This is a genomic window from Herbaspirillum sp. SJZ099 (assembly GCF_007828355.1).
Lineage (GTDB): Bacteria > Pseudomonadota > Gammaproteobacteria > Burkholderiales > Burkholderiaceae_D > Herbaspirillum.
The window spans coordinates 1-23,085 of sequence record NZ_VIUO01000008.1; the positions used below are offsets into that span (position 1 = coordinate 1).

Annotated in this window: 19 protein-coding genes; 6 read left to right on the forward strand and 13 right to left on the reverse strand. The window is 62.7% G+C overall.

Going from position 1 to position 23,085, the window contains the following annotated elements:
• Positions 1 to 238: 238 nt before the first annotated feature.
• Together FB597_RS15955 and FB597_RS15960 are read right to left on the reverse strand one after the other, a co-directional pair.
• On the reverse strand, positions 239 to 547 hold the full coding sequence (locus tag FB597_RS15955; protein ID WP_144770057.1) for a hypothetical protein: 309 nt from the start codon (positions 545 to 547) through the stop codon (positions 239 to 241).
• Positions 548 to 553: 6 nt separating this feature from the next.
• Complete coding sequence (locus FB597_RS15960) at positions 554 to 8,575, reverse strand: hemagglutinin repeat-containing protein (protein ID WP_144770058.1); 8,022 nt, start codon at positions 8,573 to 8,575, stop codon at positions 554 to 556.
• A 268-nt stretch (positions 8,576 to 8,843) separates the two neighbouring features.
• Here FB597_RS15960 and FB597_RS15965 point away from each other — a divergent pair, with 268 nt between their 5' ends.
• On the forward strand, positions 8,844 to 10,544 hold the full coding sequence (locus FB597_RS15965; protein WP_186442797.1) for a ShlB/FhaC/HecB family hemolysin secretion/activation protein: 1,701 nt from the start codon (positions 8,844 to 8,846) through the stop codon (positions 10,542 to 10,544).
• 184 nt (positions 10,545 to 10,728) lie between these two features.
• On the opposite strand, the gene FB597_RS15970 is transcribed toward FB597_RS15965, so the two are convergent.
• The 3 genes from FB597_RS15970 to FB597_RS15980 all read right to left on the reverse strand — a co-directional run bounded on the left by FB597_RS15970 (position 10,729) and on the right by FB597_RS15980 (position 12,433).
• Complete coding sequence (locus tag FB597_RS15970) at positions 10,729 to 11,184, reverse strand: Hsp20 family protein (protein WP_141914720.1); 456 nt, start codon at positions 11,182 to 11,184, stop codon at positions 10,729 to 10,731.
• 149 nt (positions 11,185 to 11,333) lie between these two features.
• Positions 11,334 to 11,951 carry an FMN-dependent NADH-azoreductase gene (locus FB597_RS15975; RefSeq protein WP_144770059.1) on the reverse strand — a complete coding sequence of 206 codons (618 nt, stop codon included), beginning with the start codon at positions 11,949 to 11,951 and terminating at the stop codon, positions 11,334 to 11,336.
• Complete coding sequence (locus FB597_RS15980; RefSeq protein WP_144770060.1) at positions 11,948 to 12,433, reverse strand: GNAT family N-acetyltransferase; 486 nt, start codon at positions 12,431 to 12,433, stop codon at positions 11,948 to 11,950. The genes FB597_RS15975 and FB597_RS15980 overlap by 4 nt, the downstream gene beginning before the upstream one ends.
• On the opposite strand from FB597_RS15980, the gene FB597_RS20600 reads away from it, so the two are divergent.
• The 3 genes from FB597_RS20600 (at position 12,390) to FB597_RS15995 (ending at position 14,573) form a co-directional block, all read left to right on the forward strand.
• The gene (locus FB597_RS20600; RefSeq protein ID WP_144770061.1) at positions 12,390 to 12,527 is read left to right on the forward strand and encodes a hypothetical protein; all 138 of its coding nucleotides are present in this window, start codon (positions 12,390 to 12,392) and stop codon (positions 12,525 to 12,527) included. The two genes, FB597_RS15980 and FB597_RS20600, sit on opposite strands and share 44 nt — an antisense overlap.
• Before the next feature lie 35 nt (positions 12,528 to 12,562).
• The gene (locus tag FB597_RS15990) at positions 12,563 to 14,014 is read left to right on the forward strand and encodes a PLP-dependent aminotransferase family protein (RefSeq protein ID WP_144770062.1); all 1,452 of its coding nucleotides are present in this window, start codon (positions 12,563 to 12,565) and stop codon (positions 14,012 to 14,014) included.
• Positions 14,015 to 14,120: 106 nt separating this feature from the next.
• On the forward strand, positions 14,121 to 14,573 hold the full coding sequence (locus FB597_RS15995; protein ID WP_141914724.1) for a carboxymuconolactone decarboxylase family protein: 453 nt from the start codon (positions 14,121 to 14,123) through the stop codon (positions 14,571 to 14,573).
• A gap of 15 nt (positions 14,574 to 14,588) precedes the next feature.
• On the opposite strand, the gene FB597_RS16000 is transcribed toward FB597_RS15995, so the two are convergent.
• A complete protein-coding gene (locus FB597_RS16000; protein ID WP_144770063.1) occupies positions 14,589 to 15,434 on the reverse strand; it encodes a LysR family transcriptional regulator in 846 nt (281 codons plus the stop codon).
• A gap of 190 nt (positions 15,435 to 15,624) precedes the next feature.
• Between FB597_RS16000 and FB597_RS16005 the strand changes: the two genes are divergently transcribed.
• Both FB597_RS16005 and FB597_RS16010 read left to right on the forward strand, forming a co-directional pair.
• Positions 15,625 to 16,008, forward strand: coding sequence for a tautomerase family protein (locus FB597_RS16005; protein WP_141914726.1), 384 nt, complete (start codon positions 15,625 to 15,627; stop codon positions 16,006 to 16,008).
• A 307-nt stretch (positions 16,009 to 16,315) separates the two neighbouring features.
• Entirely contained in the window at positions 16,316 to 17,458 is a 1,143-nt protein-coding gene (locus FB597_RS16010) for an MBL fold metallo-hydrolase (protein ID WP_144770064.1), read from the forward strand.
• Between the two features lie 305 nt (positions 17,459 to 17,763).
• Here FB597_RS16010 and FB597_RS16015 read toward each other — a convergent pair whose 3' ends face one another.
• From FB597_RS16015 to FB597_RS16045, 7 genes are all read right to left on the reverse strand, one after another.
• On the reverse strand, positions 17,764 to 18,093 hold the full coding sequence (locus tag FB597_RS16015; RefSeq protein ID WP_144770065.1) for a DHCW motif cupin fold protein: 330 nt from the start codon (positions 18,091 to 18,093) through the stop codon (positions 17,764 to 17,766).
• 10 nt (positions 18,094 to 18,103) lie between these two features.
• Positions 18,104 to 19,300 (reverse strand): PLP-dependent aminotransferase family protein, encoded by a 1,197-nt coding sequence (locus FB597_RS16020; protein ID WP_141914729.1) that lies wholly within the window; start codon positions 19,298 to 19,300, stop codon positions 18,104 to 18,106.
• 164 nt (positions 19,301 to 19,464) lie between these two features.
• Positions 19,465 to 19,923 carry a RidA family protein gene (locus tag FB597_RS16025; RefSeq protein ID WP_141914730.1) on the reverse strand — a complete coding sequence of 153 codons (459 nt, stop codon included), beginning with the start codon at positions 19,921 to 19,923 and terminating at the stop codon, positions 19,465 to 19,467.
• Positions 19,924 to 20,104: 181 nt separating this feature from the next.
• On the reverse strand, positions 20,105 to 21,025 hold the full coding sequence (locus FB597_RS16030) for a DMT family transporter (RefSeq protein ID WP_144770066.1): 921 nt from the start codon (positions 21,023 to 21,025) through the stop codon (positions 20,105 to 20,107).
• Positions 21,026 to 21,058: 33 nt separating this feature from the next.
• Complete coding sequence (locus FB597_RS16035) at positions 21,059 to 21,655, reverse strand: LysE family translocator (RefSeq protein ID WP_141914732.1); 597 nt, start codon at positions 21,653 to 21,655, stop codon at positions 21,059 to 21,061.
• Between the two features lies 1 nt (position 21,656).
• Positions 21,657 to 22,019 (reverse strand): DUF2917 domain-containing protein, encoded by a 363-nt coding sequence (locus FB597_RS16040; protein WP_144770067.1) that lies wholly within the window; start codon positions 22,017 to 22,019, stop codon positions 21,657 to 21,659.
• A complete protein-coding gene (locus tag FB597_RS16045) occupies positions 22,016 to 23,056 on the reverse strand; it encodes a threonine dehydratase (protein WP_144770068.1) in 1,041 nt (346 codons plus the stop codon). The genes FB597_RS16040 and FB597_RS16045 overlap by 4 nt, the downstream gene beginning before the upstream one ends.
• Between the last annotated feature and the right edge of the window lie 29 nt (positions 23,057 to 23,085).

A 23,085-nucleotide genomic window follows, 5' to 3' on the forward strand; every position in this document is an offset into this window, starting at 1 on the left:
GCTCGCTGTCATGAGCAGGATTGTGGTCTAAACATGGGTCAACTTTGGATGCAAATTTCCGGGGAAAGTGGGTCAGTTTTCAATGCAAATCAACATTTAGGGCATAAGATGTTCCCAAGGAGTGAATATGCCCCGCAAACCGAAAGCAAGTCCGGCAGTCTTGCTGGCCATTCCCGCCGAACTACTGAAGCAATATTTCAACAGACTGAAAAGTGCCTAATGCAGTCGGGACGATTCACTAACCACCTGATTCAGATGTATAACAATATTCAATATGAAATTCCTTTCCTAACTCCGCCTGCAACTTCTCCGCCAATACAGCGCCACGCCGCTTAAAGTCTAATTCGGCATCTGGGGTAGGAAAACCGGAATCGGGCGGATAAAAATCACAAAATGTTTTCTGAAACTCCTGATTCCAATCATTAATTTCGTTACATAGATTTTTAGAAATAGGCAAATCACTAGGATCAATATGCCCCATGTTCTCTATTGATGGGTCAAAAAATGGTGGTGCCAGATATTCTGCCAAGAGTCGGATAGTTCTCATTTCAATTTATCTCCATGTGCTGACAGGATTAGCACGAACAATATAACCATTAGTGGCAACCCCAATTGCAACATGCTGCTTCGATCCGTTATAGACAACTTCGTAAACTGGTGCACTCCCATTCGTTCCAACTATTCTTCCTTGATTCAACGCAGACATAACTAACGATGGAATATCAGTCTGGGGAATTCCTTTATTTTCAAAATCCACAGCATGTCGCTCAATGATGTGTTGCAACCCTGCTTTGGAATTTCCCTGCTCCAGGAACACAATCTTTCCGTTAGCCAATTTACTAATTTCAACCACATTCTCAGGGGTAATCTTGATTCCACTTCGTTCCAGCTCGGTCAACAGCATTGCCTTAGCTGTGCTGCTTTGTGCTGCGGCTGAAAGTGTCGGCTTCGCGCTTCCTCCTAACAATGCAAATGCAATATCCTTATCTGTGGTGCTAATCGACTGAGCCGCACCTCGTACGATTTCATCTTGCGTAATCCCTGCTTTGAGCTGATCAATCTGCTGATTGATCAACGTCACGCTCTTGGGGTCATCTTGATAAAGAACTTTAGCAGCTTCGAGCGCATTGACAGCGTCATTGATGGCATCGAATTTACTACCGCAATTATTGCCACATGGTTTATTGAGATAATCGACCGCTTGAGTAACGAGCTTACTGGCGGCTTCTCCTGGCGTCTTGGCCCCGAACCTAGCCTGTTGCTCCGGAGTCCAGCTACCATCGGCATTCCCACCTAAGAAGGGATTCACACGTTCAGCTGCAGTGGCTTTGAACAGATCTTCTGTCTTATTGATGGCAATAAATTTCTTAGCGTATTCGTCACTCTTTCCGCCCTTTTCTGCTGCAGCATCAACAATTGCATAGCCAGCGGAAAGTAACCGTTGATAGGATTCTTCATTAGTTATCGTTTCGCCAGTTGTGTCGTTCAGATATTGGCGATATTTTTCCGCATTTTGCTTGGCCCAATCTCGCTCACTTTGGTGCAATTGCCGATTATTAGCCTCAACACTCACAGCCGACGACATTCCCTGCGCTCCGCCCACAGCCGCCCCCAGCGCCGCCGCCGCGACCTGCTCCAAGGCCTGCTTTACTGCTTGGGGCACATCCATCTTTCCAATCACGTCGGCAATTACCGGCATGGACACCGCCGACAAAGTCGCCCCCGCAGCACCGGCTAAACCACCACCAAGTGCGCCAGCTGCCGCATGCAGCGCCGTACGGTAAGCACCTCCTTCAGCCCAGTTTTTTGCTTCTGCTTCCAACTGTTCTTTTTTCTGCGGATCCGTTTCACTGTCGATCTTGCGGTTCAGTTCATTGAGCTTGCTTGTAGCATACGTGCCAATGCCCAGCGCCGCCTGCTTGCCAAAGGCCTCCACGATCTTGGCCTGTGCCTCTACATCCGCCTGCAGCGCCTGAGCATTCCAGTTCTTCACCAGTGCATTGCTGCTGTCCTTGTCACTCCTGACGGTGGCATCACCTGCCCTACCCGAAATACCCGACTTGGTTACGCTGGCGTCGCTTCCACTTTCATTTGCAAATCCCAGCCCCGTACCGTTCAACGAGGTATTGCCACCACTGTATCCGCCACCAGCACTGACGCTCTGGCTCTCCGCCTTGTACTCGCTCTTGTTCTGGATGTCGCTCATTGTCAGGCTGGCGGTCTGGAATTGGTTCCTGCCTTCTTCCACTGCCTTATCCGTGCTGGCGATCTTCGCGCCCTTGAGGTCAGTATTACCGGAGACGTTCACCTGAAAGCCGCCGTCGCCGGCATTGATGGCGCTTTGTTCAATCACGCTCTGATAGTTGCCATCCACCTTGCTCTGGCTGGCACTGATGCTGCCGGAGAAACCGCCTCCAAGACCGACCGACACACTACCGCCCAAGCTTTGCTGCTGGCTCTTGTAGTTACTAGTGTCCTGCAAGCTCTCAATATTCAGGTTCCCGCCAACATTGGCGATCACCTGGTTGCCCGCGGCGACCGCGCCCTTGAGCGTCATGTCGCCGCCCGAAGCCATGGTCAGCTGGTTGTTGGCAGTGATGTGCGTGTTGCTGTAGTCGCTGTCGCTGCCATCACCCTTGCCACGGCTGCCCGAGGCACTGGCGTTGAACATCACGCCGGAAGTGCCGATGGACACGCCTACGCTGGCAGAACTGCCTTTGTTGGTGCTGTGTTCCTCGTTGGTGTTGCGCTGGGCCAGCAAGTTGATCTGATTGTCGGCGATCAGGTTGATGTTGGTACCCGTCACTTCGCTGCCAACAATCGTCAGGTTGCTGTCCGTGCCTGCACCGGTGGCAGCGATCGTGGTCGTTCCTCCCGAAGCCACCGTCGATGCGGCCGTGGTGGTGCTGCTTTGCACGGTCTTGCTCTGGTTGCTTGAGCTGCCAAGCGAGATGGCCAGGTCAATGCCTCCAGCCGGCGCGGCACTGCCGGAAACCTGCGCAGCGGCATTGGCCAGCGTCAATGCAGTAGCCGCATCTGCCAGCATCTTGGCGCGTCCATTCTTGGTCTTGCCCTTGGATTCCTGCAGCGACATCACCGACTGGATAGCGGAAATCACCGGATTAGTGACCTGTACCGTCACGCCCTGTTGCTTGAACAGTGTTTCCTGAATGTTCTGTTCGGTATTGATGCCGGCAAGGATGTCGACCTGCTTGCCGACAATGCTTACATCGCCTTGGGGCGCGATGACATTACTGGCTATTTGGCTGTAGCGGTTGCCAGCCACCAGCACCACGTTGCCGTCTGTCGCGCCAACAGTCGACGCGCTTTCGGTGCTGCTGTTATGGGCGAAATTGCTGCTTTGCATCTTGCTGCCCACCGTCACGCCCAACCCACCACCACTGAAGACCCCGGAAGTGGTTTCCTTTCGGTAATGCGACTCGCTGCTGGTATCAGTGGCGGCGACGATGTTGATGTCATTGCCTGCGGTGACCTGCGTGCCTTGAGTGGACACCACATCGCTGCCGGTGATGTTGGCATCCCGACCTGCAGCCAGCACGGTAGTGTTGCCGGAGAAGGTGCTGCCGATCTGGTTGCTGTAGCTGCTGGCGTCGTCCGTCTGGATAGTGGAGCCGGAAAGAATCCCGCTGGAGCTGTGCTGGTGCTGGTCGCGCGCACTGGCCGATTCGTTGGCTGTGCTGATGTTGATGTCACGGCCGGCGGCGGCGGCCAGCGCGGCCTCGGCCACGACCTGTGTCCCTTGGGCGTTCAAATCGCGCCCGGCATTGATGGTGACGTTGTTGCCAGTGATCTGCGTGGCTACATCCTGGCTGGCGCTCAGGGTGGCCCGGTTTACGCCGCTCTCGGTCGTACCATGCGCGCCGTTGGATTGGTCGACGAAGTTCGGGCCGGTTAGCGCACCGATCCAGTTCGAGGCTCCGCTGTCGCTGGCCCAGTTGATCTCCTGGCGGTAGCCCTGGTTGACCGTGCCGAGATTGACGTCGCGGCCGGCCGACAATGCCACATCGCCGGTGGCCCCGATCACGGCGGCGTTGGCAACGAGATCGCGCCCGGCCGCGATCGTCAGATCCTTGCCGGTGACACTGGCGACCTGGCTGATGTTGGCGCCGGTCGTAACAGCATTGGCGGTTTCGACGCGTGTACTGTTGATGTTGATGTCGCCATTGGCGGCCAGTACCACACGATCGCTGCCGTCAATGGCGCCGCCCAGGTTGTTGATATCAGTCGCCGCCGACAACACCGCATTCGTCCCCGAGATACGCCCGCCCAGGTTCTGGATGTTATCCGCCGCCAGCGAAACGGTCTGGCGCGCGGCGATGGTGCCGCCGCTGTTGACGATGTCTTGCGCGGTCTGGAATGCCACGTCGTTGCCGGCGATCAGCGTGCCCTGGCCGGTGACCTGGACGTTGGAGGCGCGCAGGTAGACCTGCGGCACCAGTACTTCCTGCGTGCTGCCGTCGGCCAGCGTCACGGTCTGCTTGACCATCCAGACGATGTCGGAGGTGAGCTGCGCGATCTGGGCGTCGCTCAGCGCCACGCCGACGGTGTAGTTGAAGGCCTGGGCCTGTTGCACGCCGGCGTTCATCAGCGCCATGTATTGCGCTTCGTTGCTGGTGTAGCCGGCCAGGTAGCGCTGGCCGATGGCTTGCTGGATCTGCTGCTGCACCAGTTGCTGCTCGTAGAAGCCGTCGCCGAGTTTCTTGATGGTGCTGTCGGGCGTGCTTTGCAGCTGGTTGAGCATGAAGTCGGAAGACAGCCAGCTGCGGTAGTTGGTGAACTTCGGATCGGTCTCGACCAGGTAGCGGTTGCCCGGCGCGGTGTCAATGCGGTACAGCGCATTGTTGGGCAGCGCGAGGTTGAGGTTGGCGGTGCGGATGCTGATCGCCGCGGCGCTCTGGCCCGACGCGCCGGAGACGGCGGCGGCTACCGCCTTGACCGTATTGTTGCGGTTGGGCCCGGCGCCGCTGGTGGGCGTGATGTCCAATTGGAAATTGGTGACGATGGTCTGCGATTGGTAAGGCGCGTCATCGTAGCGGCGGTCGTCGGCGCTGAAGGTGTGGCTCTTGATGTAGGTGTAGCTGGCCGAGCCGGTCGAGGTCACGCTCTGCACGCCCAGCGGGCCGGTGTTATTGATCGCGGTGCCGTTGACGCTGTCGCCGGCCACGGTGCCGCCGGCGATGATCTGGCTGGCGTAGTTGTTCACCGCGCCGGCGGCCAGCGTCATGTTGCCGCCGGAGGTGATCATGCCGGGGTCGCTCTTGGTGACGACGGTGCGGGTGATTTGCTCGGTGCCGTCGTAGATGGTCCATTCGCGGGCTGAACGACTGCGTACGTTGTTATTGAACGCATCGATCTTGTCGTTCAGAACCTGCAGGGTGGCTATGTATGCGTCATATCGGGGTTTCCAGGCTGCATACGCAGACTGCCACGCTGCATACTCCGCCGGATCAACCGGGATGGAAACGCAGGAGTCGTAGCACATTTCGCCCGGCTGTGGTGGCCCCCCGGGCCCTGCCCCTGGGTCTACTGGCGGCGTCACGCCCATCACCGTCCAGATCCGGTCGCTGCTCTCGTAGTTGATGATGGCCGGATGATAGGTGATGGTCGATTCCCCACCATTGCTTCCCTCTTGCCAATCGGGCACATAAGCTGGCGCAATGGCATTGTCCCCGTATTTGACGCCTTTGGAATAAGTGAAGGGAGGCCCATAGCGCTCCACCGGGTAGGCATCCGATGGCAAAACCAGGCGGAAATTGTCTTCATCCCCCATGTCACGCCAGTTATAGGGGCCGACCACCTGGCCGGAGCCGAGATTGACCAGCCGCGCCGAATTGCCGTCGATCAGGTTGGAAGACCCGTTCAGCCGATACGTGATGATGCGGTTGCCCGGCCCGACCTGGTCGCTGGTCTCCAGATGCGCGTTGGTGTTGTTGATGGTATTGGCGGCAATCGTCAGGTTGCCGTCGGCGTTGATGGTGGCGCTGCTGTTGTTGATCTCGCGCGCCATGCCGATGGCTTTTTTCGACGCGTCGAGCGCGCCGCCGATGACCATGTCGCCGGCCGAATAGATCAGTGCGTGTTCGCTGTTGTTGATGACGCCGGCGCCGATGTCGAGCCGGTTGCGGGCGGCGATCACCGCGGCCGTGGTCACGCCGCCAACCGTTTCGGCCACGTTGTTGAGCACATCGGCGCCGATGGCCACGTTGTCGCCGTAGATGCGGCCGGTGCCGATGTTGTTGACGGTGCTGCTTTCGATGACCGTCGTGCCGCCATCGATCAGGCCGCGGTTGGTGAAGGTGTGGACGTCGGTCGCCTTCAGGTTGAGCGTACTGGCCACCAGCGATCCGGCAGCCTGGTTGTCGATGGTGGCGGCGGTCAGCGCCAGCTTGCCGCCAGCGGCGACCGCCCCGGCATTGGCGAAGGTGCCGGCGGTGGAGACGACGGCATCGCCGCTGGCGGCAATCTGCCCGCTGTTGACGATCGAATCGGCCAGCGCGATGTTCAGGTCTTTCTGGCTCAGCACCTTGCCGTTGCCGGCCAGCGCACGCGCGGCGATATCGACCTGCCGGGCGGCGATGATGGTGCCGCCGGCGTTGTCCACGGCCAGCGTGCGCATGGCCTGCGTGGCCTGCATGTCGGTGATGGCGAGCTGGCCGGATGAGGACAGCAGGCCGGCCGTGTTATCGATGCGGCCGCGCGCCTCGAGCGTGAGCGCGGCGTCGGCGCGCATCGCGCCCTGGCGGTTCGATACGTCCTGGGCGTTGAGCGCGATGGTTGTGCCTTCGATGCCTAGTTCCTGCCCCTGCGTGTTGTCGTTGCGCAGCGTGGCTGCCTGCACCGTGACGGCGCCATCGGAGCGCAGCAAGCCGCCGCTGTTGTCCGCCGTGCCGCCTGCGGCATTGATGCTGAGGCCGCCCTTGGCCTGGATCTTGCCGCCGGCATTGGTGATGTCCGTGGCGTCCAGTGTTGCCAGCGCGCTGGCGCCGATGACGCCTGCGCTGTTGTCCACCGTCGCCGCCGCGATCGCCAGGTTGCCGCCGGCGCCCAGATAGCCGCCCTGGTTGACGACGGCGCCGGCCGTCATGGTCAGCGCGCCCTGGGCGATGATGCCTTGCGTGGCTCCCGAGTTCGTATTCGCCACGGTCTGGCCGTTGGTATCGATAGCGATGTTGCCGAGGGCCTGCAGCAGGCCGGCGTCGTTGTTCAGGTTGCCGCTGGATACCGTCAGGCCGTCTTGCGCCACGATGTTGCCGCGCACGTTGCTGAAGGCCTGGCGGCGGCTGTCGAGGGCGATATTGGCGGCGCCGATCGCGCCGCCGTCGTTGTCGACGCCGCCGGCGGCCAGCGACACTGCCTGGGCCGCTTCGATGCGGCCCCGGTTGATGGCCGGCCCGTCGCTGGCGAGGCTGAGCGAGCCTTGTGCCGAGTTGATGCTGCCGCGGTTGTCCAGCGCACCCGCGGTCAGCGCCACCGCGCCGTTGGCGCCCATGCCACCGGTATTGGCGATGGCGCCGGTGGTTTGCACGGTCAGCGCTTGCGTGGCCGTCAGGGCGCCGCTGTTTTCCAGGCGCCCGTCGGCGGTGACGATGGCGTCGCCCGCCGCCGCGCCGATGGTGCCCTGGTTGCGCACGCCCACGCCATGTTCGGTCGATGCCAGGTAGATATGGCGCGCATACATGCCGCCCAGTTGCGCCACGTCGATGGCCACACCTGGCGCCGCGTCGCCGGGCGGCACGCCGGGGGTGACCTGGTCGTGGCCGGCGCTGATCGTGTTCAAGCCGGCCGACACCTTCAAATCCTGCGCCCACACGCCGGCGTTGATGCGCACCGCGCGCGCGATGATATCGGCGTAGTCGCTGCCGCTGGCGTCCAGCCCCGCGCCGTCCACTGTCACCACGCCGCCGGCCACACGATAAGCCTCCAGACTGCCGCCAGAGATCACCGGCGTACCCGTGGTCAGCGTGGCGCGGTTGGCGTTGATGAAACCGCAGCCGGAGCAGGTGATGCCGGCCGGGTTGGCGATCACCACCTGGGCGCGATCGCCGGCCACTTCCACATAGCCGCGCAGGTAGCTGGGGTTGGCCGAATTGACCTGGTTCACGATCACGCGGGCCGCGCCTGTGGCCAACCAGGGATTGCCCTGCACATAACCGCCCAATTGGGTCTGCACGGCGCCGCGGGAATTATTGAGAATGGCGCCGTTGGCGTTCACATCGAACTGGCGATAGGCGTTGACCGACACGCCGGCGCTACTGGGCGTCTGGATGTTGACCACCGGCACGCCATTGCCGCTGGACAGCACGGTCGGCTGCTGGTTGCGCGGGGCATTGCGGTCGCTGTAGATCTGGGCGTGCGCCACTACCGTATTGAGCGACATGGCCAGTGCCACGGCAAGCAGCGAAAAGCGCAGCGCCCGAGGCAGCTCGGCGGCTACGCCGGCAGGGTTCGCAGAGTGGGTGGATGATGTACCGCTGATGGTGGATGCGTTTTCTGCAACGGCCATGAACTGGCCCCGGCGTCGGTTGAAGACGACCTTGTAGCGCTGACTGTTCAAACTGATACCCCTTGGATTTTTCTTTTTTGATCTTCGCGTCCGCTGCTTCAGTCCCACGCTGAGCCATGACGCGCTTGCCGTATCGCAACAAATAACTTCTCAAGGGATGGGATGTTAATTTACGTCAAGATTAATGTGTATACTTTCTTGAGAAATGAGAATTTTTTATTGCCAAAAAGTAAAATTAAAGAAGGTATTTCGCAACATAGTTTTTCTTAAGCAATTTTTTCAGCTACGTCACGGATTTTTCTTACATAAAAATTAAAAAATGCTTTCCCGTCTTTCCCTCGCGCGTCTTGCGCTGTTAGCCTCGCCCTTCTTTCTCTGCGCCTCCGCCCTCGCGCAAACCGCCGCCAACCAGGAGCAATTGCAACGCGAACGTGAGCGCGTGCTGCGGCAGCAGCAGGAGACGCGTCCTGATGTAAAACCCATTACCCCGCCTGAAGCGGCAAGCACGATGCCTGTGTTCCCGGAACATGAGCAGCCATGCCAGTTGGTCTCTTCCGTCACGCTGGAGGGTCCCGCTGCCGAGCGCTTCGGATTTGCGCTCGACAGCGTGACCGGTCCGGATGGCGCATCCGGCCGCTGTCTCGGCAGCAAGGGGGTCAATACTGTGCTGGCGCGCGTACAAAATGCCGTGATCGCGCGCGGCTACACCACCACGCGCATTGTCGCGATGCCGCAAGATTTGCGCAGCGGGCGGCTGGTGCTGAGCGTCTTCCCCGGGAAGGTGCGCACCATACGGTTCGCGCCCGATGCCGACCCGCGCGGCACCGCGCGCAATGCCTTGCCGGTCAATCCCGGCGACATCCTCAATCTGCGCGATATCGAACAAGGCCTGGAGAATTTCAAACGCGTGCCGACCGCGCAAGCCGACATCCAGATCACGCCATCGGAAGGCGCGGATGCCCAGCCGGGCGACAGCGACCTGGTGATCCAGTACCAGCAGGCTTTTCCCTTCCGGCTGTCCGCCTCGCTGGACGATGGCGGCTCGCGCGCAACCGGGAAATACCAGGCAGGGCTGACGCTGGCTTATGACAACTGGTGGACGCTCAACGATTTGTTCTACGTAAGCGTCAATCGCAGCCTGGGACATTATGGCGAGGAAGGCAGCAATGGCTACACCTTGCATTATTCGCTACCGTTCGGTTACTGGCTTTTTTCGGCGACCATATCGGGCAGCAAATATCACCAGACCGTGGCCGGCGCCTTTGAGAATTTCATTTACAGCGGCCGTTCCGAAACCAGCGAATTGAAGCTTTCCCGCCTGATCTACCGCGATGGCGTGCGCAAAACCACGCCCTACCTGAAAGGCCTGCTGCGCACATCCTACAACGCCATCGACGACACCGAAATCGGTCCGCAGCAACGCCGCACAACTTCCTGGGAAGCCGGCATCAATCATCGCGAATTCATCGGTGACGCCACCGCCGATGCCACCCTTGCCTACCGGCGCTCCCTCGATCGGCAAGGCGCGGAACCCGTCAATGAATTCGACCTGCCGCAGATCGGCACCCGCTATGGATTATTCCTGGCCGATGCCTCGCTGAATGTGCCGTTCCAATTAGGCCCGGCGGCCTTGCGCTACGCGGGCACGGCACGCGCCCAATGGAACCGGGGAGCTCTGCCGCCGCAGGACCAGTTCTCCATCGGCGGGCGGTATACGGTGCGGGGCTTCGATGGCGACCTGACCTTGCAGGCCGAGCGCGGCTGGTTCCTGCGCAATGAAATCGCCCTGGGCCTGGGACAGAGCGGCCAGGAGTTATACCTTGGCGTGGATACCGGCGCGGTCGCCGGCCCCTCCGCCCAGTTCCTGACCGGGCAGCGCCTGGCCGGCACGGCGCTGGGCCTGCGCGGCGCCGTCTACAAGCTGTCGTACGATATTTTCCTTGCCACGCCATTGGTCAGGCCGGAAGGGTTCACCACCGCCAGCGTCACCGGAGGCTTCAGCCTGCTGTGGACGTTCTGAGCCGGCGGGATGGCAGAGACAGGCGGGATAAACCGGCACAAAAACCGACGCAAAAACCGGCACAAAAAAAGAGGCCCGCTCGCGCGGGCCTCCCATGACTACGACTATTTCTGTGCTGCTACATCTACTGCACTACTTGCACTACTGCACTCTGCAACTGGGCATCGGCCAGCGATGAGCCAGTTCAGGCGGCAGCGCGCTCCAGGCGCTGGACGCTGTCTTCCGCAGCGCCGATCTCGATCTTGCGCGGCTTCAACGCTTCCGGGATCTCGCGCACCAGTTCGATGTTGAGCAAACCGTTTTCCATGCTGGCGCCGACCACCTTGATGTGGTTGGCCAGCTGGAAGCGCTGCTCGAAATCGCGGGCGGCGATGCCGCGGTGGAGGAAGTTGACTTGCCGGTCTTCCTTCTGCTTGCGGCCCACGATCTTCAGGGCTTCATTCTCGGTTTCGATCTCGATTTCGCTGCGGGCAAAGCCGGCGACGGCCATCGTGATCCGGTATTTGTCTTCGGCCACCAATTCGATGTTGTACGGCGGGTAACTGGGCTGATCGGCACGCTGGGCGTTGTCGAACATCTGGGCCAGGCGATCGAAGCCGATTGCGGTACGGTACAGGGGGGAAAAGTCAAAAGTACGCATAAAACTATCCTTTCAAAGTAAGCGATGTTTTTGTTGCAGACCTCGCGTTTGAGCATCTGCTGGAACCTGTTTAACGTAACAGGCTCTTCCCGAATCTAGGGACGCGCTTTTTGCTTTTCAAGGAATTTTTCACCGATATTTTTATCGCCTCAGGCCCTTGAAAATGCCGCGCCCAGCACCAGCTCCATCCGTTTCCGTTCGGCGGCGACAACGTCCGGGCCCTGGGCCAGGCCTTCCATGCTGTAGAACCGCAAGTCATGCAAACCGATGGTGGCCAGTACCGCTTTCAGATAAGGCGTGAGGAAATCCGCCTGGCGCGCCGATGGCCCGGAAAACCTGCCGCCGGCGGCAATGCCGACATACACCGGCTTATCGCGCAGCAAGCCGGCCTTGCCGTCAGGCGTGATGGCGAAGGTGCGGCGCACGCGTACCACGTGATCGATCCAGGCTTTCAACGCGGACGGCACGGTGTAGTTATGCATGGGCGTGCCAATCACCACGCTGTCGGCCAGCTCCAGCTCCCGGATCAGCTGTTCCGACATTCCCAGCGCGCCGCCGGCGGCGCCTTCATCCGTCTTGCCGACGGGCGAACCCAGCGCTTCGGCGTAGGCATCGTCGACGTGGGCGATGGGGTCCGCGTACAGGTCGCGCACCGTGACGGCGGCATGGCCCGCGCGCTGCGCCAGGCACCCGACAATCTGCTGCGACAGCCACCAGCTGCTGGAGCCTTCCCTCTTCGGGCTGGCCGAGATATGCAGGATCTTCATGCCGCGCCTCCGATGGCCTTGCCGAAACGCATGGCTCCCGTCAGCAGGCCCTGGCGGAAGTAGAAGCGCTGCGCCAGCGCGTTGGCCATGCCGGTATCCAGCACCAGGCGCGCGCAGCCGGCTTGCGCCGCGACCGCCTCCAGCGCCTTGAGCAAACGCTCGCCCCAGCGCTTGCCGCGCGCGTGTTCTGCGCTCACAAGGTCGTCGACATAGAGGAACTTGCCGTACACCAGGTTCTCCTGGAAACGGTAACCGGCCAGCGCCATGACCTGGCCGCCTTCCCAGGCGGCCAAGATGCGATAGCTTTCGTCGGCAGCGCGGCCGATGCGTTCGATGAACGCGTCTTCGCTGTCGAGATGCGGGCGCAGCTCGCGCATGACGACGTAGCAGGCGCGCCGCTCATCGTCGGCGTCGGCATGGCGCAACGCGGAGTCGGCGATGCGCCATTGTGTTTTTGCCAGTTCCTGCAGGCGTTTGCTCATGGTTCCTCCCGGTGCTTTCTTTGGATGTGTGGATATGTGGATGTATGGATACCTGGATCTGCAATGGCGCCATCTTAGTTTTCGAATGGCATAATCGGCAGTGCCAAGAAACGACATTCCAACTGGACCATGAAATCTACCGCGACGCATGACTTCCTCCAGCTCAACCCGGCTGCCGGCGAACCCTATTACCGCCAGATCTACACCCGTCTGCGCTCGGCCATGGCCGACGGCCTGCTGGAACCGGGCGACCGCATTCCTTCGGCGCGGGCGCTGGCAGCCGAACTGGGGCTGGCGCGCGGCACGGTGGAAAGCGCCTATTCATTGCTGGCGGCGGAAGGCTACATCGAAGCGCGCGGCCAGGCGGGCACCGTGGTGGCAAGCGGGCTGAAAGCCCTCCCGGTGACCGCCGGCGCCGCACCCGCCCTGCCCGCCTCCATTGCCCCCGATGATTCCGCGCCAGCCGTGCGCGGCACTGCTCCGGCCCCGGCGCTGCGCCCCTTCCAGATGGGCGTGCCGGCGCTGGATGCCTTTCCGCGCAAGATCTGGGCACGCCTGGCGGCGCGTGCGGTGCGCGCCACCCAGCCGGCCGACATGCTGTATCCGCCGCCGGCCGGCCTGGACGCGCTGCGGGTGGAGATCGCGCGCTACCTGCAACTGTCGCGCGGTATCGTGTGCTCGCCGGCGCAGGTCTTCGTCACCGCCGGCTACCGCGATTCGCTCGACCTTGCCGCGCGCGCCTTGCTCCAGCCCGGCGACCAGGTCTGGGTGGAAGACCCCGGCTATCCACCCGCCGGCGCCTTGTTGCGCGAGGCCGGCATGACGCTGGCAGGTATACCGGTCGACCATGAGGGACTGCAAGTACGCTCCGGGCTTGAACGGGCGCCGCGCGCGCGGGCCGCGGTGGTGACGCCGGCCCACCACAGCCCGCTGTGCGTGACGCTGTCGCTGCAGCGGCGCATCGAGCTGCTGGACTGGGCTTCGCGCCATCAGGCCTGGATCGTGGAGGATGATTACGATGGCGAATACCGCTACGTCAGCCGGCCGCTGCCAGCCTTGAAGAGCCTGGACCGGGACGACCGCGTGCTGTATGCGGGCACCTTCAGCAAGGTGCTGTTCCCGGCGATACGGCTGGCCTACCTGGTGGCGCCGGTGTCGCAGGCGGCGCGCTTCGAGCAGACCGCGCGCTGCTTCTCCGGCGGCAGCCCGGCGCTCACGCAAGGCATCGTCGCCGCCTTTATGGCCGAAGGGCATTTCGCCCGCCACATCCAGCGCATGCGGCGCCTCTACAGCGAACGGCGCGAACTGGCGGCCGCCGGGCTGGATGCGGTGCTGGGCAAGTACATGCAGGTCGAGGCCCAACCCGGCGGCATGCACCTGCTGCTGCGCCTGCGCGGCCGCCGCTCCGACCGAGCCCTGGCCGAACGCATGCGCGCCGATGGCATGTTCAGCCGCGCGCTGTCCGAATGCGTGCTGGAAACCCGACCGGGCCTGCCGCCGATGCTGATGCTGAGTTTCACCAATATCGCATCGCAGCGGCAAGCGCAGCACCTGGCCAAGCGCATCCTTGCGCTGCTCTGACAAGCCATTCATGGACTATATGAAATAGTGATTCTTGGCACTTCCCGACTGGGCCATGCGCCGGCATCATGGCGGCTCACCATCACTCCAAGGAAAAGGTCCCGCCATGAGCAAGCGCATCGACATGTACAAAAATGCCACCGAACCCTACAACCATCTGCTGGCCGCCAACAATTACCTGAAAGATTGCAGCCTGCCGGCCGAGCTGGTGGAGCTGGTGTTCCTGCGCGTGTCGCTCATCAACGGCTGCGCCTATTGCATCGACAAGCATTCGCGCGACCTGCTCAAGAGCGGCATGACAGTCGACAAGCTGGTGCTGGTGCCGGTCTGGCATGAGGCCGGGACGTTGTTCTCGCCGCGCGAACAGGCGGCGCTGGCCTGGGCCGAGGTGGTCACCCGCATCGGCGAAACCGCCGCGCCGGACGCGGACTACCAGGCCGCCGCCGCCCATTTCAACGAAAAGGAATTCTCCGAGCTGACCATCGCCATCGCGCTGATGAATGCGCTCAACCGCATGGCCATCTCCGGCCGCATGGCGCCGCAAGCAGCCAAGGCCTGAACCGGCTCGGAAGGATCAGGCCGCTTTCAACGCGGCCGCCAGGGTGCGCAGCGCTTCGCGCGTGCGCGCCTGCTTGAGCCGCGAATGCAGCATCACCTGCGCCAGCGGCAGCGGCGGCAAGCCCAATTGGGCGCCGACGTCGATGGCGCCGGCCGGCGCCGTGCGGTACAGCAGCGCCGACACCGCCAGCCCGGCTGTGACCGCAGCCCCCACCGCCTGGATGCCGCCGCCCACGAACACCTCCACCCACGGAATGCCGGCATCGTCGAGCCGGGAAATCGAGAGTTCGCGGATACGGCATGACGACGAGAACGTGGCCACCCGCAAGACATCGCCCGACCAGCAATTGCTTTGCGGGGCGGCGAACCAGCCCAGGCGCTCTTCCATCAACAGCTCTCCGCCGACGTCCTGCGGCTCGCGCCGCACGATGGCCGCGTCCAGTTCGCCGCGCTCGTATTGCTGCATGAGATCGCGCGAGGAAGCGATCCGAGCCTCGATCACCACGCCCGGGTCGTAGCCGTTGACCTGGGCCAGCACCTTGGCGAAACCGCTGCCGGCCACGTGGTCGCTGATGCCCACCGAAAAACGCGCCGCGCCCTGCGCCAGCTTGCCCAGCGCGCGCTCATGCGCGGCCAGCAGTTCGCGCGCGGCCGGCAGGAATGCCTGGCCGTCGGCCGACAGCCGCACCAGGCGCGGGGTACGCTCCATCAGGCGGCGCGCCAGCCGCTGTTCCAGTTTCTTGAGCTTGAGGCTGACGGCCGACTGCGTGCTGTCCAGCGCTTCCGCCGCGCGCGTGAAGCTTTGCAGGTCGGCCACCAGGACGAAGGCCTGTACGGCGTCGAGGTCGAGCGGTCGTTCCATGGGGCTCCTTCTGCCTTCCAATGATTTAAAAATCAAATCATTGAAATACTTAATAAGTTATTTTACAAATGATTGACGGAGCGTAGCATGCTTTTCATCGGCCCGTAGACAGCGCCCATGTCCGCCGGCCGCTGGCCCCCACTTGCCATCCCGTCATCTGAAAATCGGTAAATCTGAAAAGGAGATCGTCATGCCCCTGGTCCGAGTATCCCTGCTGCGCGGCAAGCCGCGCGCCTACCGCGCCGCCATCCTGGACAACATCTACCAGGCGCTGCGCGAAACCTTCAACGTGCCGGAAGAAGACCGCTTCATGGTGCTGACCGAGCATGATCCGGAAGAACTGGTATTCAGCCGCAATTACATGGGCATAGAACGTTCGGACGGTTTCGTGCTGATCCAACTGACCGTCAGCAATACCCGCACGCAGGCGCAGAAGAACACGCTGTTCGCGCGCATCGTGGAAAGGCTGGGGAAAGATCCCGGCGTGCGGCCGGAGGACGTGATGATCAGCCTGGTCGAAGGCGACAAGGGCAACTGGTCCTTCGGCCACGGCCTGGCGCAGTATGTGATGTAAGCGCCTGCCCATGATACAAGCCGGTCACTACAGGCATCATGCTCCGGTTGCCGTAATACGTTCAGGCAAGTCTTCCATCTGCAAATCGTCATCCCGGCGAAGGCCGGGATCCGGTGTCTTTCGTTGTGTATCAACGGTCGCTGAGCGACGCCGGGCCCTGACCTTCGTCAGGGCGACGGGGAAATTTCGGCTTAACTGAACGGCATTACCCTGGTCGCTGGCTTTTTTGCACTGCGCCCGGATGAGCTTGAACTGATAGGATATCTGCTATCGATATTGATCGCGCCATCCCGCCCGCGCCTTTTCCATGCCGCAAACTCCGCTGCAGCACGACCATTCTTCCAAGCCCGCACATCGGTTCCGACTGGCCATCATTGCCGCCCTGGCGCTGGCCACCGCGCTGGCCGGCTGCTCTTCCTCCAACAAGTATTACGATCCCGGCAAATCGAACCGTACCGAAACCGGTTTCCGCAACAACTATCCGCAACCGCCGCGCCCCTCGTTCTGGAAGTGGCAGTGGGAACGCATCACCGCAGGCTTGCCCAAGCCGCCGGCCAACGATTACCAGTTCCCGCTGGCCAAGCCCGACCTGGCCTGGCTCAAGGCCAACCGCCAGGCGCCCAGCGTGACCTGGATCGGCCACGCCACGGCGCTGCTGCAGATTGGCGGGCGCAACGTGCTGACCGACCCGATGTTTTCCGAACGCGCCTCGCCCTTCTCTTTCATCGGCCCCAAACGCAAGGCGCCGCTGCCGGTGCAGATTGCCGAGTTGCCGCACATCGACGTGGTGGTGATCTCGCACAACCACTACGACCATCTGGATCGCGCCAGCGTCGAGCAATTGAACCTGCAGCCGGGCGGCCCGCCGCTGTTCCTGGTGCCGCTGGGCGTGCGCGACTGGATGAACGGCATCGGCATCACCAATGTGCGCGAGATGGACTGGTGGGACAAGCTGTCGCTGGGCAGCCTGGACATCTATTTCGTCCCGGCCGCGCACTGGTCGGCGCGCGGCCTGTTCGACCGCTCTGAAACGCTATGGGGCGGCTGGGTGTTCCAGAACCTGAAGGCGCCGGCCACCAGCGAGGCGCCGGCGGCCGAACCAAGCGAGCCGTATTCGATGTACTTCGCCGGCGACACCGGCTACTCCGGGGATTTCCGCGACATCGGCGAACGCTTCGGCGGCTTCGACCTGGCGCTCATTCCCATCGGCGCCTATGCGCCGCGCTGGTTCATGCAGAACCAGCACGTCGATCCGGCCCAGGCGGTCTTGATTCATGAGGACGTGCGCGCCAAGCGCTCCATCGGCATTCATTGGGGGACCTTCGAACTGGCCGACGAGCCGCTGGACGAGCCGCCGCAAAAACTGGCCGAGGCGCTGAAGGAAGCGCATCTCCCGGCCGACCAGTTCATCACGCTCAAGCATGGCGAAACGCTGAAGCTGGAGCCTTGACGAAAAAGCACCGCGTTGTTGGACGCTAATGCCGTTCAGTTAAGGCTAATTCTGAAGCACTCATCACCGAGTCCGTTCGGGCTGAGTAGGCCCGCCAAGGCCGTATCGAAGCCAACGTGCCAGCGTTAGCAGTCTTGCCTGCCCTTCGATACGCTGCTGCGCAGCTACTCAGGGCGAAGGGGGTCTGGATTCCACAAACCTCCACAAGCCTCCACAAACACAAATGCCGTTCAGCGTTTAACTGAACGGCATTTTTCGTCCGATGCGATTTTTCGAATGCCGCCAACAAACCCGATCGACGATATTCAGTCGACGATGAACAGCCTGGCGCCAACCTCGGTGGACGACCGATGAGGCTCGGCGTTGTCCGCCACCTGGTAGCTCATGCCCGGCGTGAGGACGAAGGTGCGGCCGTCCTCCAGCTCGGTGTGCAGTTCCCCTTCCAGGCACAGCAGGAAGTGGCCCTTCACGCACCAGTGGTCGGCCAGGTAGCCGGGCGTGTACTCCACCATGCGCACCCGGACGTCGCCGAACTTGCACGTGCGCCAGAAGGCCTTGCCGGTGACGCCGGGATGCTCGGTCGGTTCGATCTTGCTCCAGTCGGTGGTGCCGAACGGCAGGTTGTCGATTTTCATCGGCCGCCGCTTACAGCTTGGAGGCGATCAGCTTGCCCAGGCGTTCCACGCCGGCGCGGATCTGTTCCGGCGGCACGGTGACGAAGGACAGGCGCATGGTGTTCTTCTCCGGGGTGTTGGCGAAGAACGGCGCGCCCGGCACGAAGGCGACCTTCTCTTGTTCGACGGCTTCGTTCAACAGCGCGCCGGTGTCGATGTGCTTGGGCAGCGTCACCCAGACGAACATGCCGCCTTCCGGCTTGCTCCACGAGCAGCCGGCCGGGAAGTACTGCTGCAGCGCGTCCAGCATGGCCTGGCACTGGTCGCCGTAGAGCTTGCGGATGGTCGGCACGTGCTGGTCGAGGAAGCCGTCCTTGATCGCCTCGTACACCACCATCTGGGTCAGTTGCGCGGTGTGCAGGTCGGTGGCTTGCTTGGCCTGTTCCATCTTCAGGATCAGCGGGCGCGGAGCGACCACGTAGCCCAGGCGGATGCCGGGCGTCAGCACCTTGGAGAAGGAACCCATGTAGATCACGCCCGACGGGTTCATCGACAGCATCTTGGGCAGCGGCGGATTGCGGTAGCTCAGGGCGCCGTACGGATCGTCCTCGATCAGCGGCAGGCCCAGGCGCGCACAGGTCTCGACCAGCTTGATGCGACGTTCGGTCGGCAGCGTGCGGCCGGTGGGGTTCTGGAAGTTGGGCAGCGAATACAGCATGCGGGCGCCGTCGGCGATGGCTTCGATGGACTCGGGCTTCAGGCCGTTCTCATCGCTGGGGACCGATTCGAACTTGGCGCCGTACAGCGCGAAGGCTTGCAGCGCGCCCAGGTAGCTGGGGGTTTCGACCAGCACCTTGCTGCCTTCATCGACCAGCACCTTGCCCAGCAGGTCCAGGCCTTGCTGCGAGCCGGAAACCATCAGCACCTGCTCCGGCAGGATCTGGGCGCCGTCGGTGGAGAGCGAACCGGCGATCCATTCGCGCAGCGGCAGGTAGCCGTCGGTGGGGCCGTATTGCAGGGCAACCTTGCCTTGCTGCGACAGCACGCGGTCGAACGCGGCCTTCATCTGTTCCACCGGGAAGGTCAGCGGCGACGGCAGGCCGCCGGCGAAGGAGGTGATGTCGGGACGCATCGTCACCTTCAGGATTTCGCGGATGGCCGAGCTTTGCATCTTGGTGGCGCGGTCGGAAAACTGCCATTGCAGCGGAGCGGGATTTTCGAGTTTCATGATGTTTTTGCAGTGATGTGATGGCGACCGGCCGCGGCAAAAAATGATGGGCCGATGTCAGGCCCGGTCGCTGGTTCTGTCCAGGGTTCCACCTGGCGGGTCAACGACCTGTCCGGATTCTCATGCCCGGTGCAGGTTGCTGCATGAACGATCGTTGCGCCGGATCAGGCGATCTCGGCGATCATTTCGATCTCGACGCAGGCGCCCATGGGCAGTTGCGCCACGCCGAAGGCGGAACGGGCATGCTTGCCCGCCTCGCCGAAGACTTCGCCGATCAGTTCGGAGGCGCCGTTGGTCACCAGGTGGTGTTCGATGAATTCGCCGGTCGAGTTGACTAGGCTCATCAGTTTGACAATGCGCTTGACCCGGGTGAGGTCGCCGCCGCAAGCCGCCTGCAGGGTGGCGATCAGATCGATCGCCACTGCGCGTGCCGCCTGTTTCGCATCTTCGGTGCCGATGTCGCGTCCCAGCTGTCCGACCCACACACGACCGTCCTTCTTGGCCAGGTGGCCCGAGAGGAAAACGGTGTTGCCGGTTTGCGCATACATCACATAAGCCGCCGCCGGGGTCGCCACGGCAGGCAGTTCGATGTTCAGTGCTTTCAGCTTTTCATAAACGGACATGCGGCACTCCTTGTTTTGCATCGCACCATGCCTGCCGGTAGGCCGCACGTGCTCTGCGTATTAAGAAAAAATAAGACCACGATTATCTCAAATATCCGGGGTTTTAGCCCGACAATTGCGCGTCACGGCGACTCGCAATGTACGCCCCCGCAATGCACGCCCCGGCTCGGCCAGGGCGAGGCTATCGCCTTACCGCCATGCGCCGCCCGATGGCCACCACGGCGATCACGGCCAGCGCGAACAGCATATTGCTCGCATCCAGCGTCTCGCCGGCAATGACGGCGGCGCCCAGCAGGGTCATGACGGGTTGCAACAATTGCACTTGCCCGACACGGGCGATGCCGCCCAGGGCCAGGCCCTTGTACCAGAAGAAAAATCCGATGAACATCGAGAACAGCGAGACATAGGCGAACGCGACCCATGACGCCGGCGACGCCGCCACGCCGTATTGCCAGCCCAGCCACAGCGACACCGGCGTCATCACCGGCAGCGAGATCACCAGCGCCCAGGCAATCACCTGCTGCCCTCCCATCGATTGGGAAAGGCGGCCGCCTTCGGCATAGCCCATGGCCGCCGTCACCACCGCCGCGAACAAGGCGAAATCGGCCAGGTGGAAACTGCCCCCGCCTGCGCGCAGCGCGAAGGCGATCACGATGCCGGAGCCGGCCAGTGCCGCCAGCCAGAACCCGGCCGAGGGACGCTCGCCGAAACGCAGCGCGCCGAACAAGGCGGTGGCCAGCGGCAGCAGCCCCACCACCACGGCGCCATGCGAGGCCGGCACATAGCGCATCGCTATCGAAGAAAACAGGGGAAAGCCCACCACCACGCCCAGCGCCGTGATGACCAGCCCCCGCAGTTGCTGCGCATTCGGGCGCGGCGCCTTGATCCAGGCCAGCAGCGCCAGCGAGCACAGGCCTGCCACCACCGCGCGCCCGAAAGCGATGAAGGCCGGGTTGAGTTCGGCCACCGCGATGCGCGTGAACGGCAGCGTCAGGCTGAAAATAGCCACGCCGACCAGCCCCAGCCACATGCCCCTGGATTCGCTTCCCGTCGCCGATGGCGCCGCCGGCTTCGCGCCGCCGCTGTTGCTCTGCGCTTGCATGTGTTTGCCTCTTCTCCGATGGGTGATTGCCGCTCAGAACCAGATCGCCAGCGCCGAATACAGCGTCAGCAGCACCATCGTCGCCGCGAACACGGTGCGCCACAGCGGCTGGTCGAGATAGCGCCGCAGCACCGCGCCCGCAGCAGCCCATACCGAAATGCACGGCAGGTTGATGGCGCAGAAAATCAGGCAGTAAAGCAGGATCGCCAATCCCACGGGATAGTTATGCAGCATCGGCATGAAGGCCGATGCGCCGGTAATGGCCATCACCCAGGCCTTGGGATTGGCGAACTGGAACGCTGCCGCGCCCCAGAACGACATCGGCCGGACCGCCGTGCCCGCGCCGCCGGCCGCGCGCATGTTGCGCAATTGCCAGGCGAGATACAGCAGATAGGCCGAGCCCAGCAGCTTGAGAATGAAGGTCAGTCCCGGCACGGCGATCACCAGCGCGCCTATACCGAATGCGCATAAGGCCAGCAGCCCGCCGAAGCCGAACGTGATGCCCAGCATGTGCGGCACCGAACGCTGGAAACCGAACCAGATGCCCGACGACGTCAGCATGATGTTGTTGGGCCCCGGCGTGATCGACGAGACGAAGGCGAACGACATCAATGGCAGGAACATGTCCATGTCAGCGCCCCTCCCCGTTGCCCAGCAAGGTCGAAGCGTTATGCCGGAACTTGCCGCCCAGGGCCGCCGCCAGTCCGCGCGCGCCGGCACAGCACAGGTGCAGCCAGGCCCGCGCGGTTTGCATCAGCACCGGTTCGATGCGCAGGCTGGACACATGGTCGGCCTCGATCACCACCAGCGCGCCCGGCAACAGCACCATGCTGTGGCCCGACTCCAGCCAGAAATCGTCGGCGCGGCCTTCCTGCGTCACCCACACGCGGCCGTGGCTCACCTCCAGCGTGCACACCTGCGCCACCCGCGTGGCGCGCACCTGGCGGCGCTGCAGCAGCCATTGGGACGGCGTGCGATTGCCGTGCCGGTTCATGCCGTCCTCCGCTGCCGCAATGGCAACACCTGCGCCATCGCATGCACATCGGTTGCGGCTTCCCGCATCAGCACGCGGGCGAACACATCGTGGTCGACATTGCCGCCCGACAGCGTCACGCCGACCTTGCGCCCCTGCAGGCGCGCACGGATCTGCAGCGCGGCCGCCAGCGCACAGGCGCCGGCGCCTTCGGCCACGTTGTGGGTGGCGATGAAGAACATCTTCATGGCATCCATCACTTCGTCGTCGGTGACGGCGATCACTTCATCGACCTCGGCCCGCAGCACCGCCAGCGAAGCTTCATCAGGCACGCGGCAGGCGACGCCGTCGGCGATGCGGGTCGACACCGGCGACTCGACCTTTATTCCCTGTTCGAACGACAGCTTGTACGCCAGCGCATGCGCCGACACCACGCCGATCACGCGCGTCTTGCATCCCAGCGCATTGCGCGCGGCCACCGCGCCGCACATGCCCGAGCCCTGGCCGATCGGCACCAGCACCACGTCCAGCTCCGGCTGGGCGGCCATCAGCTCCATCCAGTAGGTCGACACGCCAGCCACCAGGTCGCGGTGGAACGACGGGATCATGTGCAGTTGCTGCTCGCGCGCCAGTTGCTGGGCATGTTCGCGGCTTTCCTGGAACTCGCTGCCATGCTCGACCAGCGCGACGCCCAAGGCGCGCATGGCGGCGTTCTTTTCGCGGCTGTTGCCCTGCGGGACGACGATGGTGGCCTGCAGGCCGAAACGGCTGGCCGCCAGCCCGACCGACTGGCCGTGGTTGCCGCGCGTGGCGGAAATCACGCCGCGCACTTGCGGCTGTTCGCGCACCAGCTTGTCGAGGTAGACCATGCCGCCGCGCACCTTGAAGGCGCCGGTCGGCGCATGGTTCTCGTGCTTGACCCACACCTGGGCGCCCAGCGCCTGGTTCAGCAGCGGCCATGACAATTGCGGCGTCGGCGCCATCGCGCCATAGACGACCTTGGCTGCCTGCTCGATCTCGGCGCGGCTGGGCAGCAGTTCGTTGGCGGCGTGGGTCATGACGTGTCTCCTTGGCAATGGCGTGTGGC